The organism is Curtobacterium sp. MCBA15_016, assembly GCF_001865105.1.
Taxonomy (GTDB): Bacteria; Actinomycetota; Actinomycetes; order Actinomycetales; family Microbacteriaceae; genus Curtobacterium.
In genome coordinates this window covers 88,934-101,167 of record NZ_MJGR01000018.1, presented here as the reverse complement: position 1 = coordinate 101,167, position 12,234 = coordinate 88,934, and the positions used below count along the sequence as shown (strand labels likewise).

Sequence of the window (12,234 nt, the reverse complement as noted above, 5' to 3'; positions counted from 1 at the left end):
GTGCTCGCCGCCGCCGCGAGGGCGTGTGCGCGGACCCGCGTCGCGAGGTCGTCGACCGATCCGCCGTCCCGCTCGGCCACGAACCGCTCGATCACCCCGGTGAGGGCCGTGGACGCGGCCTCCCCACCGCGCTCGAGGGAGGGGTTCGCGCGGATGACCCGCAGGCGGTGGCGGGTGATCTCGATCGTGTCGTCCGGGAACGTGGCACCGACCCGGTACGCGGCGCGGAGTGCGACCCACGCGGACTCGGACGCCGGCCGGAGGCGGAGCTCGTCGGTGAAGCGCACCGCGAACTCGTCGAGGCCGCCCCACACGAGCGACGCCTTGCTCGGGAAGAGCCGGAACAACGAGCGGCGGCTGACCCCGGCGGCCGTCGCGACGTCGTCCATCGAGACGGCGTCGAAGCCCTGCTCGTCGAAGAGCCGCAGGGCCACGAGCGACACCGCGGCGGGGTCGATCGTCCGCGGGCGTCCGGTCGGCCGGTCGCTCGTCGAGCTCATGGATTCCTTTCGGCACTGAGTGCTACAACTGTGGTGGCGCAGCGAGCGCCTCTCAGTGAGGAGACGACATGACCGACACCACCGCCGGACGGTTCACCGGCAGGACCATCATCGTCACCGGAGCGGGTTCCGGCATCGGACGCGCCACGGCGACGCGCATCGCGAACGAGGGCGGACGGGTGATCGCCACCGACGTCGTCGCCGAACGGCTCGATGTGCTGCGCGCCGAACTCGTCGACGCCGCCGGCCTCGACGTCGAGACCGTCATCGGCGACGTCGCCGCGCCGGAGACGATCGACGCGCTCCTCGCCGCCGCGGGCGACCGGGTCGACGGGCTCGCGAACGTCGCCGGCATCATGGACGCGTTCCTCCCGCCGAGCGAGGTCGACGACGCCACCTGGGACCGCGTCTTCAGCGTGAACGTCACCGGGCCGATGCGGCTCACCCGAGCGATCCTGCCGCTGATGATCGCCGCCGGACGCGGTGCGGTCGTGAACGTGGCGTCCGAGGCGGCGCTCCGGGCGTCGGCCGCGGGTGCTGCGTACACGGCGTCGAAGCACGCGATCGCCGGGTTCACCAAGAGCGTCGCGTTCTTCCACGGGCCGCAGGGCATCCGCGCCAACGCCGTCGCGCCCGGTGCGGTGGCGACGAACATCGAGGCGCCGATGCGCAGCGAGTACGCGGCCGGGCGGGTGGGGCCGATCATGCAGACGACGATCCCGCCGGTGGCGCAGCCCGAGCAGCTCGCGGCGGCGATCACGTGGTTGCTCAGCGACGACTCGGCCAACGTGAACGGCGCGGTGCTGCCGAGCGACGGCGGGTGGTCGGTGGTCTGAGCGGGGCGGTGGAGTGGTAGAAAACTACCGATTGCGGTAGTTTTCTACCACTATGCAGCTCCAGCGCCCGTTCGCCTCCGTGACCACTGCGGTCGACGGTGACGTGCTGATGGTGCTCTCCCGAGCGGCCGGACCGATGACGATCGCGGACATCAGTCGGCTCGTGCCCGATCGCTCGTACGCCGGCGTGCGGAACAGTGCCGACCGGCTGACGGAACAGGGCATCGTCAACGGGTTCCGGACCGGACGGACGAAGGCGTTCGCGCTGAACCCCGACCACCTCGCCGCTGGTGCGGTCCGAGCGCTGGCGGACATGCGGCGCGAGCTCCTCGAGCGGCTCACCGTCGGGTGCGACGGCCTCCCACTCCGGTACGCGGCCGTGTTCGGCTCCGGTGCCCGGGGTGAGATGCGGCCGGACAGTGACCTCGACCTCTGCTTCGTCGTCATCGCCGGGCGTCGTCCCGAGGCGGAGGACGCCGTCCACGCGCTGTGCGAACGCGCGCAGGGGTGGACCGGGAACGTCGTGCGTCCCGTGGTCTTCGACGAGAGCGAGATCGACGCTGCGGATCCGCTCCTCGCGTCCGTCGCCAGGGACGGTGTTCCCATCGCAGGTGATGGTCGTTGGCTGTCCCGGAAGCTCCGTACGCTGGCCGGGTGACACCGCGTACCGGCACCACCGCGCAGGGCGACGAGTCGTTCCGCCGGGGCCGACTCGCGAAGGCCACCGAGTTCCTCGACGCTGCCGACACGCTGCGCGAGCTCGGGGGAGAGTCGGGGGTGCTCACCTCGACGTCGCCGTTCGCGAACGCCTTCGTCGTGCAGTGCGTGCTGAGCGGGATCGCCGCGGCGGACGCGATCTGCGTCGCGAGGACCGGCAGGTACTCGCGGACCGGTGCCCACGACGAGGCCGTTCCGGTGCTCCGAGCGCCGGCCGGGCAGGCGGTCGCGAAGCACCTCGAGGTACTCCTCGCCGTGAAGAACAAGGCCGAGTACAACGCGAAGTCCGTGAGTGACACGGACATCGTGCGCGCGGGGGCGGCGGCCGAGGCACTGGAGTCGGCGGCGCGCTCGGACTGAGCGGCCGCCTACACTGCCGACATGACCGAGGTCCCCGACGCCCGCTCCGACTGGGGCCGGTTCGCCCCCGACTCCGTCGAGCGGCGGATGCTCGACGACACCGGGACCGCACTCGGGCTCGTCCTCCGTCCCCGCACCGTCGTGCTCGACCGTGCCCGGGTCGAGGTCGAGGGCATCGACGCCGACGACCGCGTGGTCGTGCAACTCGTGGCGAACCAGGGTGCCTACAAGCCGGCCTGGCGCAACAAGGTGATGGCCGACCTGTTCAAGCTGCTGTGGCTGCGGCAGTCCGTCCCCGGGGCCGAGCGGGCCGTCCTCGTGGTCGCCGAACCGGCTGCGCGGGCGCTCGCCGGGTGGGTCTCGGTGGCCGCCGAGGACCTCGGGATCGAGGTGCTCGTCTGGGACGGGCGGACGGCGGCGCCCTCGCAGCGCTGACCCCGTGCAGTCGTTCACACGTTCGCAACACATGTGGCCAGACTCCGTAACACGAGCGTCCTAACCTCATCACCAGCAGCGGATTTCCGCGTCGCAGACGAACCCGAGCTCGCGACGCACGCTCTCCGCCATACGAGACCGAGCCTGCGTGCTCGCCGACGGTATGGAGGAACGGATGACCACAGCAGCGGTCCGGGTGGACGCGGTGCGCAAGGTGTACGGCAGCGGTCCGAACGCCATGGTGGCCCTCGACGACGTCGAGCTGACGATCGAGCCCGGGAAGTTCGTGTCGCTCATCGGCCCGAGCGGCTGCGGGAAGTCGACGCTGCTGCGGCTCGTCGCCGGCCTCGAGCCCGCCGACCGCGGCGACGTGCAGGTCCACGGCGTCACCCCGGCGCAGGCGTGCGCGGCGAAGCTCATCGGCCTCGTGCCCCAGACGCCGGCGCTGCTGCCCTGGCTCACCGTGCTGCAGAACGTCTCCCTCGCCGGCCGGGTCAACCCCGGTGCCGGGCGTCGGCGCGCCGCCATCGAGGACCTCGCGGAGCGCGGTGCGGACAGCGGCCCGGACATGCGACAGCTGCTCCGGATGGCCGGGCTCGGCGAGGCGGAGGACAAGCTGCCCGCCCAGCTCTCCGGTGGCATGCAGCAGCGTGCGGCGATCGTCCGGGCGTTCGGCCTGCGCCCCGACGTGCTGCTCATGGACGAGCCGTTCTCGGCCCTCGACGAGTTCACCCGCGAGGCCCTGCAGGACCAGCTGCTCGACCTCTGGGACGAGCTGCGGACGACGGTGCTCTTCGTCACGCACTCGGTGTCCGAGGCGGTCCGGATGTCGGACACCGTGGTCGTGATGGCACCGCGTCCCGGGCGCATCGTCGACGTCATCGACATCGACCTGCCGCGACCGCGGAACCAGCGTCTGTTCGAGGAACGGCGCTTCCACGAGTACGAGGACCTCGTCCGCACGCGGTTGCACAGCGCGTGGCGTGCGACGGACGCGGCCTGAGGGAGACGACACGATGACCACCACCAGCACGACCTCCACCGCCTCCGCCACGACCACCACCGCTGAGTCCGAGGCCGCAACGACCCGTCGGCCGCTCCCCGGTTGGATCCGCCCGACGGTCTGGGCGCCCCTCGTCGTGATGCTCGCCGTCCTCGCCGTGCTCTGGCAGATCGGCGCGACGACGATGCCGTACCTGCTGCCGCCGCTGCCCGCGGTGGGGGAGACCCTCGCCACGCAGCTGCCCTACTACCTGCAGAACGCCGGGATCACCCTCGTCGAGTCGCTCGTCGGCCTCGGCATCGGGTTCGTGGCCGCGTTCGTCCTCGCCGTGCTGACGAGCGAGCTGCCGATCGTCCGCCGCGCGGTGATGCCGATCGCGATCGTCCTCAACGTGACGCCGCTCGTCGCGATCGCCCCGGCCCTGGTGGTGGCGTTCGGGTTCGGCCCGCTGCCGAAGCTCGTGATCACTGCGCTCATCTGCTTCTTCCCGATCCTCATCAACACCGCGGCCGGGCTCCGGTCCGTCCCGCAGCCCGTGCTGCAGGTGTACCGGACGATCGACGCGTCCCGCCTGGAGATGCTCGTGCACCTGCGCATCCCGAACGCGCTGCCGTTCGTCTTCGCGGCGCTCCGCATCGTGTTCCCGCTGTCGATCATCGGTGCGGTCGTGGCGGAACTCTCCGCCTCCGGGTCGACGGGCGGGCTCGGCACGGTGATCAGCACGGCGTCGTCGATGAACCAGCTCGCCGTGGTGTACGCCGCGATCGCGATCCTCGCGGTGATGGGCGTGGTCCTGCTCGGACTCATCTCGCTCGTCGAGCGGCGGGTCCTCCGCTGGCACCGCACCGCGAACGACTGACGGCGACCGCCGCCCGACGCCCCGCCACCCGCCGCCCCGCCGCCCCGCGGTCCCGCGGCACCACACGCCGGCGCGAGCCTGCCCACGCGACGCCAGCCGCGCCTCCAGGCCCACACCCGGCGCCCGACCCACTCGACCCGCACCCCCTCCCTGCCCCCGCCCTGCACCACCCATCCCTTCCCACAGGAGTGACCATGCAGCACCGCACCCACCCGCACCGCACCCACCCGCACCGCACCCGCCCGCACCGCACCACGGCCGCGCTCGCGGCCCTCGCCGCCACCGCCGCCGTGGCCCTCGCCCTCACCGGTTGCAGCACCGGCTCGAGCGCGGGCACCGGCTCGTCCGAGGGCAGCGCCATCTCGGCCGAACGGTGCAAGGAGAACAAGGCCGCCGGCCCCATCACCTACCTGTCCGGCTACCAGTACCAGTCCTCGGCGTCGATCCTCGAGTACATCGCGGCCGACGAACTGGGCTACTTCACGGACCTCTGCCTCGACGTCACCCTCAAGCCCGGGTCGGGCGACACCGCGCAGAACACCAAGCTCCTCGCGAGCGGCCAGGCGACCGTGTCGGCCGTCGCGGAGCAGGACCTCATCCAGGCCCGGGCGAACGGCATCGACATCACCGGCATCTCGTCGTACTCGAACGCCGGGCTCGACATCCTGATGACGAACAAGGACATCACGAAGCTCCCGCAGCTCGACGGGAAGGTCGTCGGCCACAAGGGCTACGTCCCCGCCTCCGTCCGGGCGATGATGGAGAAGGCCGGGGTGGACTGGGACTCGCTCACCCTCGTGAAGGAGGGCTACGACCCCTCGGTCCTGCCGCGCAAGCAGAACGGTCTCGAGGCGCTCACCGGCTTCGTGTCGAACGAGCCGAACCTGCTCAAGGCCGCCGGCGACGACGTCACCGTGTGGCAGCCCGTCGACTACGGGATCCCCTCGTCGATCGGCGCGATGGCCGTGAACCCCGCGTTCGCGAAGGCCCACCCGACCGCCGTCGAGGACGTCCTGCGCGCCGCCCTGCACGCCTACGACTTCTGCTCGTCGAGCGCCGCGAAGACGAAGCAGTGCGTCGGGTACGCCGCGAAGCTCTCCGGCGCGACCTACGACGAGGCGCAGAACGCGAAGATCTGGACGACCGAGACGAAGGTCATCGCGGACAACCCGACGCCGGGCCAGCCGCTCGGCGGCATCGACCCCGAGAACGTGTCGAAGCTCGTCGACATGCTGCACCAGTTCGACATCGTGAAGAGCTCGGTGACCGCGGACGACGCGAAGAGCTGGTTCACGAACGAGTACATCGACGCGATCACGAAGGACGGCGAGACCGTCTGGCCCGCGCCGTGACCACGGTGGGTCGCGCGGACGCGCGACCCACCCGGCACGACGTGACACGCACCGAGCAACGACCAGAGAGGCGGCGCACCATGCCCGCGAAGGAGTACGGGATCTTCCTCCCGATCGGCAACGGCGGATGGATGCTCTCCGACACCGCCCCCCACCCCGAGGCGACCTACGCCTGGAACAAGCGCGCAGCCCTGCACGCCGAAGCGATCGGCCTCGACTTCGTGATGTCGATGGCGAAGTGGCGCGGCTTCGGCGGGAGCACCGACCACTGGGGGCGCTCCCTCGAGTCGATGACGATGATGGCCGGGATCGCCGAGGCGACCGAGCGCGTGAAGATCTGGGCGACCATGCACGCGAACGTCCACAACCCGGCGGTCGCGGCGAAGATGTACACGACGCTGCAGGACCTCTCCGGGGGTCGGGCGGGCATGAACATCGTCAACGGGGCCTACGCGGCCGAGTTCGAGCAGTTCGGGATCTGGGACGCCGGCCTCAGCCACGCCGACCGCTACCGGATGACCGAGCTCTGGACCGAAGCGGTCACCCGCCTCTGGACCGAGGACAGCGTCACGATGCACACGCCGTACTTCGACCTCGACGCCTGCGAGTCCCGCCCGCACCCGGCCAGCAGGCCGACGATCATCAGCGCCGGCAAGTCCGAGGCCGCTCGCGCGTTCCAGGCGAAGTACGCCGACGGTGCGTTCCTCGCGGCGGACAGCCTCGACGAGATGCGCGACCTGTCCCGCGACGTCCACGACCGCGCGGCCGACGAGGGTCGGGTGTGCCGGACCTACTCGATGCTCACCGTCGTGCAGGACGAGACCGACGAGGCCGCGCAGCGGAAGGTGCGCGAGTGGGGTGCCGGCGTCGACCGCGAGGCACTGGCCTCGATGCGGGCGTCGTGGGGCGTCCCCGCTGAGCAGGCCCGTGCGTGGGCGGACGGTGCTGCGGGTGAGGACGCGTTCCAGACCGCGTACGTCGCCGGTTCCGCCGAGACCGTCACGGAGCACATCGAGTACATCGTCGACCGGGGCGAGCTCGACGGCCTCATGCTGATCTTCCCCGAGTACGACCAGGACATGGTGCGCTTCGGCGAGACCGTCCTGCCGGCACTCCGCCAGCACGACGCGGCGGTCGTCCGGTGACCGGCGGCAGCGGCGGGCTCGACCCGCGACTCGCCCGGTTGCTGGACGGCCCCTCGTCGTCCGGTGCTGGTGGCCGGACGCCGGCGCTCGTCGTCGTCGACGTGCAGCGCGACTTCGGTGAACCCGCGCGCATCGCCGGCTACGGGCTCGACGACCGTGCGTTCGCCGCGGTGGACGCCGCGATCGTCCGGATCGGCGCCCTCGTGGACGAGGCGCGAGCCACCGGCGTCCCCGTCGTCTGGGTCGAGCTCGGCAGCGACCCGTCCGCCCCGTGGCACAGCAGCACGTGGCTGCGCGGCGGTGCGCTCGACGGACCGATGCCGGAGGACGAGCCCTGCCGCATCGGCACCGCCGGCGCCGAGTGGTACCGCACGGCGCCGGCGCCCGGTGAGACCCGCGTCGTCAAGCGCGGCTACAGCGGGTTCCTCGGCACGGACCTGGAGGCGCGGCTCACCACCGCAGGGATCGGCTGGCTGACCGTCGTGGGACTCACGTCCGAGTGCTGCGTCTTCGCGACGGCGCAGGACGCGATGCAGCTCGGCTGGCCCGTCGTGGTCCCGTCGGACGCCACCGCCGCGTACGACATCGACGTGCACGACGCCGCGCTCACGATGATCGAGCTCAACGTCGGGGTCGTCACGGACGCTGCCGAGACCACCGCGCTGTGGCAGGCGTGGGCGGCATCGCCGGTGGGTGCCCCGTGAGCGGCATGCACATCGCCTACGACCTGTCCTTCACCCACACCGAAGGGCGCTGGGCCGCCCCCGGCAGCTGGGTCGGCCAGGACTTCCCCGACGTCCGCATGTACATGGAGGTGGCCCGGACGGCCGAGCGCGCCGGCGTCGACATGCTGTTCTTCGGCGACGGCTCCGGCGTCCCGAGCACGTGGCGCGGCAGCATCGACCCGGCGGTCGAGTGGGGGATCCAGTGGCCCCGGCAGGACATGTCGCCGGTCATCGCGGCGATGTCGACGGTGACCGAGCACATCGGGTTCGGACTCACCTACTCGTCGACCTTCACGCACCCGTTCTCCACCGCACGGCTGCTCAACTCGCTCGACCACGTCACGGGCGGCCGGATGGCGTTCAACGTCGTCGCGTCCTCGCGGGGTGCGGACGCCGCGAACTACGGCTCCGACCACCTGATCGACCACGACCTCCGGTACGAGCGGATGGAGGAGTTCATCGGCGTCTGCCGTGCGCTCTGGGACTCCGTGGCGCCGGACGCGATCGTCCGCGACCGGGCGACCGGGCGCTTCGCCGACCCGTCGCGCGTGCACCCCATCGACCACGACGGCCGGTTCTTCAAGGTGCGGGGGCCGCTCGCCAGCGTCCCGAGTCCGCAGCGCCACCCGGTCGTCGTGCAGGCCGGCAACTCGCCGCGGGGCATCGCCGCGAGCGCGTCGTTCGCCGACCTCGTGTTCGGGTTCGGGGCGAGCGTCGCCGGGCAGCTCCGGCACCGGAACGCCCTCGACGCGGCACTGACGGACGCCGGACGGGACCCCGCCGCGGTCGGGATCCTCTGGGCGACCCAGGTGATCGTCGGCGCGACGCTCGCCGAAGCCCAGGCCCGACGGGACACGCTCCTGTCGTTCTGGAACCGCGAGGCCGTCGGGACCTTCATCTCGCACAACGCCGGGTACGACTTCTCGACGCTGCCGGCCTCCTTCCGGCTCGGGGACCTGCGCGACGAGATCGTCGCCGCCCAGGCGAGCCCGGCCGGACTCGTCGGCAGCCTGGTCGCCGAGTTCGGGGAGGACCACACGATGGACCGAGACGACTTCTTCGAGCACGGGTGGCGCGCCGCGACCGGCCTCGACCACATGCTCGTCGGCGACGCCGCGGGGGTGGCCGACGCCCTCCAGGAGAACTTCGCCGCGACCGGTGGGCGGGGCGGCTACATGCTGTCCAGCCCGCTCGGGATGCCGTCCGGGTTCGCCGACCTCAGCGAACTGCTCGTGCCGGAGCTCCGCTGCCGCGGGGCCCTCGCGCCGCGGTACCCGGGGGCCACGCTCCGCGAGAACCTGGCGGTGTGAGGTGACCCCGGCCCGTCGGTGGCTCGCGCTCGGCGGGCTCTGCCTCGGCTTCTTCATGCTGCTGCTCGACAGCACGATCGTGTCCGTCGCCCTGCCCGACCTCGGGCGTGACCTCGGTGCCGACGCGTCGACGTCGGTGTGGGTGAACAGCGCCTACCTCTTCGCGTTCGCCGTCCCGCTGCTCGTGGCGGGCCGGCTCGGCGACCGGTTCGGACACCGGCGCGTGTACCTCGTCGGGCTCGCGGTCTTCACGATCGCCTCGGTCGGGTGCGCGGCCGCGCCCGGGATCGGCGCCCTCGTCGGCTGGCGTGCGGTCCAGGGCCTCGGCGCGGCGCTGCTCACCCCGCAGTGCCTGACCGTGATCCGGTCGCTGTTCGAACCGCCGAGGCTCGCCGTCGCGCTCGCCGTCTGGAGCGCCGGCGGCGGGGCGGCGACGGTCGCCGGGCCGATCGTCGGCGGGCTGCTCGTCGAGGCGTGGGGGTGGCCGTCGGTGTTCCTCGTGAACGTGACCGTCGGGATCGTCACGGCGATCGCGGTCCTCCGCTTCGTGCCCGTCTCCCGGCGCATCGCGGTCCCGTTGCCCCTGTTCGCCGTCGTCGGCGTGACCGTCGGGGTCCTCGGCGTGGTCGTCGGCGTGCAGGGCACGGACACCGGGCTGCTCGCCGACCCGGTCGCCCGTGGCGGTGCGGTCCTGCTCGGCGCCGCGGTGGTGGCAGCGGTCCTCGTCCGGCAGCGGCGTGCCGGCGACCGCGCCCTCGTGCCGCTCGCCCTCTTCCGCGACCGCGGTTTCGTGACCGGGTCGTGGGGCGCCACGGCCGCGTCGTTCTGCGTCGGGTCCGCCCCGATCCCGCTCATGCTCGACCTGCAGCAGACCCGCGGGCTGAGTGCGGGATCGGCGGCCCTCGTGCTCGTGCCGATGGGGGTCGCGTGCCTCGCCTCGGCGCCGTTCGTGGGCCGCATGACGAACACCGCCGGGCCCCGGGCGACCGCGACGGTCGGTGCCGTCCTGCTCGTCGTGTCGGTGGCACTGACCGCGGTGCTCGTCGGTGCCGCGGCGCCCCTCTGGACGATCGCCGCGGCCTTCACCGGGTTCGGGATCGCGAACGCGTTCGTCTGGTCGCCGTTCTCCCTCGCCGCGGTCCTCGGTGCGGGTCCCGCGACGGTGGGGGCGGCATCGAGCGTCTTCAACACCGTGAAGCAGCTCGGCGCCGTGCTCGGCAGCACCGCGACGGCCGTGCTGCTCGCCACCGCGGGTGACGCGGTCGCGCTCGGTGCGCTCGCGCTCGTGGCCTGCGGTGCCCTGATCGCCGCGCGTGCGCTGTCCGGCCGTCCGGGGGCCCCGGTCGTCCTGACCGGCGTGATCGTCCACGGTGCCGGGGTCGGGCACGACCTGGGGTTCCCCACCGCGAACCTGCGGCCCGAGGACGAGTCTGCTGCTCCCGTCCCCGTCGACGGGGTCTACGTCGGATGGCTCGCGGCTCCCGTCGGCGCTCCGCCACGGCAGGCCCTCGTGTCGATCGGCAGCAACAGCACCTTCCCCGATCGACCGCGCACGGTCGAGATCCACGTGCTCGACTTCGACGGCGACCTGTACGGCTCGGTCGTCGAGCTCACCGTCGGCCGGCGCATCCGACGCCAGCGCACGTTCCGCGGGCCGGACGCGCTCGTCGCCGCGATGCGGTCCGACGAGCGTCGGGCCCGTGCGGTGCTCGCCCGCTCCTGACCGTTCGTCCCTGACCGTTCGTCCCCGACCACTCGTCCCCGACCGCTCGTTCCCCGAGGAGGACCCCGTGCACGACCACTTCATCGAGGACCCGCTCGACATCCGTGAGGCCATCGCCGAGGTGCCCTCCGTCGTGGCCGCGATCGCCGCGTGCGTCGACGGTTCCCCCGTGGTCATGGTGGCGACGTCCTTCACCGTCGGCGTCTCCTACGACCCGCCGTTGGCGACGATCGCCGTGCAGCACTCGTCCACGACGTGGCCCGACCTCGCAGCAGCGCCGACGCTCGGCATCTCGGTGCTCGGCGACGGACACGGGCCGCACACGGCGCAGTTGGCGTCCCGGGACCGTGCGCGGCGCCTGCACGGCATCGAGTACGCCACCGCCGGGTCCGGTGCGGTCTTCCTCGACGGTGCCCACTCGTGGTTCGAGTGCTCGGTCGAGGGTGTCCACCGCGCGGGCGACCACGACATCGTGGTGCTCCGTGTCCTCCGGGTCGCGCGGGATGCTGCACGGTCGGCGCTCGTCTGGCACCGGCCGGCGCGCTCGAGGGTCGCCGTCGACGCGCAGCCGTAGTCACGTCGGCTCCACCGCGGAGGCCATGCGATGCCGTCGCCGCGACGGACGGCTGAGCGCCGAAGGACCCGCTCAGCCCCGCACGACCGCCGCCACCGTCGCCACGACGACCTCCCGCCGCCGCGCCGCCCCCACCTCGTCGGTCAGCCGGGCGTACTCCGGCGTCGCACCGCTCCACAGCGCAGCGGTGTGGATCACGATCCCGAGCAGCTCCGCCGCCGAGAACGTCGTCGGCAGCCGCCCGTCCCGCTGTGCGTCCTCGATCGCCCGGAGCTTGGCGGCGTTGCTCCGCACGACGGCGTCGATCGGGTGCGAGGTGTCGCCCCGCTCGAGCCGGTACCAGGTCGCCAGGCGCTGCACCCAGGGTCGGTGCGCGTAGGAGTCGTGCAGGCGTCCGGCGTACTCGGGCAGGTCGTCGGCGTCGATCGTGACCTCGTCGAGCGTCTCAGCGACCATCGCGTCGAAGACCGCGTCGAACAGGCCGTCCTTGCTGCCGAAGTAGTGGTAGATCTGCGCCTTGTTGCTCGCGGCGGCTGCGGCGATCCGGTCCACGCGCGCGCCGGCGATCCCGACCGCGGCGAACTCGTCGCGGGCGGCGACGAGGAGTCGGGCGCGGGTGGCGTCGGCGTCGCGGGGCATCGGCATCCGTCCAGGTTATCAACCGGACGGTTGACAAGCGAGCGGAGGAGGTGTTC

Annotated in this window: 14 protein-coding genes; 12 read left to right on the top strand and 2 right to left on the bottom strand. The window is 72.3% G+C overall.

The genetic code is table 11. The annotated features are described in order from the left end of the window. Positions 1–500: TetR family transcriptional regulator (locus tag BIV03_RS08325; protein ID WP_071295315.1), on the bottom strand; the 500-nt coding region annotated here is incomplete at its 3' end. A 68-nt stretch (positions 501–568) separates the two neighbouring features. Here BIV03_RS08325 and BIV03_RS08320 point away from each other — a divergent pair. From BIV03_RS08320 to BIV03_RS08265, 12 genes are all read left to right on the top strand, one after another. Beyond that, positions 569–1,336: an SDR family NAD(P)-dependent oxidoreductase gene (locus BIV03_RS08320; RefSeq protein WP_071295314.1), complete on the top strand. Its 768-nt coding sequence runs from the start codon at positions 569–571 to the stop codon at positions 1,334–1,336. Positions 1,337–1,388: 52 nt separating this feature from the next. Beyond that, complete coding sequence (locus BIV03_RS08315; RefSeq protein ID WP_071295313.1) at positions 1,389–1,994, top strand: nucleotidyltransferase domain-containing protein; 606 nt, start codon at positions 1,389–1,391, stop codon at positions 1,992–1,994. Next, positions 1,991–2,413, top strand: coding sequence for a hypothetical protein (locus BIV03_RS08310; RefSeq protein ID WP_071295312.1), 423 nt, complete (start codon positions 1,991–1,993; stop codon positions 2,411–2,413). Before BIV03_RS08315 ends, BIV03_RS08310 begins: the two co-directional genes overlap by 4 nt. A 21-nt stretch (positions 2,414–2,434) precedes the next feature. After that, entirely contained in the window at positions 2,435–2,848 is a 414-nt protein-coding gene (locus BIV03_RS08305; RefSeq protein ID WP_070416859.1) for a hypothetical protein, read from the top strand. Positions 2,849–3,023: 175 nt separating this feature from the next. Continuing rightward, entirely contained in the window at positions 3,024–3,851 is an 828-nt protein-coding gene (locus BIV03_RS08300) for an ABC transporter ATP-binding protein (RefSeq protein WP_071295353.1), read from the top strand. 13 nt (positions 3,852–3,864) lie between these two features. Beyond that, positions 3,865–4,710, top strand: coding sequence for an ABC transporter permease (locus BIV03_RS08295; RefSeq protein ID WP_217637360.1), 846 nt, complete (start codon positions 3,865–3,867; stop codon positions 4,708–4,710). A gap of 194 nt (positions 4,711–4,904) precedes the next feature. Next, the gene (locus BIV03_RS08290) at positions 4,905–6,062 is read left to right on the top strand and encodes an ABC transporter substrate-binding protein (RefSeq protein ID WP_083403290.1); all 1,158 of its coding nucleotides are present in this window, start codon (positions 4,905–4,907) and stop codon (positions 6,060–6,062) included. 80 nt (positions 6,063–6,142) lie between these two features. Next, positions 6,143–7,207 (top strand): LLM class flavin-dependent oxidoreductase, encoded by a 1,065-nt coding sequence (locus BIV03_RS08285; protein WP_071295311.1) that lies wholly within the window; start codon positions 6,143–6,145, stop codon positions 7,205–7,207. Further along, entirely contained in the window at positions 7,204–7,911 is a 708-nt protein-coding gene (locus BIV03_RS08280) for a cysteine hydrolase family protein (RefSeq protein ID WP_254790805.1), read from the top strand. Before BIV03_RS08285 ends, BIV03_RS08280 begins: the two co-directional genes overlap by 4 nt. A 5-nt stretch (positions 7,912–7,916) precedes the next feature. Further along, the gene (locus BIV03_RS08275; protein ID WP_254790809.1) at positions 7,917–9,242 is read left to right on the top strand and encodes an NtaA/DmoA family FMN-dependent monooxygenase; all 1,326 of its coding nucleotides are present in this window, start codon (positions 7,917–7,919) and stop codon (positions 9,240–9,242) included. A 1-nt stretch (position 9,243) separates the two neighbouring features. Then, on the top strand, positions 9,244–10,965 hold the full coding sequence (locus BIV03_RS08270; protein ID WP_254790803.1) for an MFS transporter: 1,722 nt from the start codon (positions 9,244–9,246) through the stop codon (positions 10,963–10,965). Positions 10,966–11,032: 67 nt separating this feature from the next. Continuing rightward, entirely contained in the window at positions 11,033–11,539 is a 507-nt protein-coding gene (locus tag BIV03_RS08265; RefSeq protein WP_070416856.1) for a flavin reductase family protein, read from the top strand. Positions 11,540–11,611: 72 nt separating this feature from the next. Here the strand turns inward: BIV03_RS08265 and BIV03_RS08260 are convergent, their stop codons facing one another. Beyond that, positions 11,612–12,184 carry a TetR family transcriptional regulator gene (locus BIV03_RS08260; protein ID WP_254790801.1) on the bottom strand — a complete coding sequence of 191 codons (573 nt, stop codon included), beginning with the start codon at positions 12,182–12,184 and terminating at the stop codon, positions 11,612–11,614. Positions 12,185–12,234: the final 50 nt, after the last annotated feature.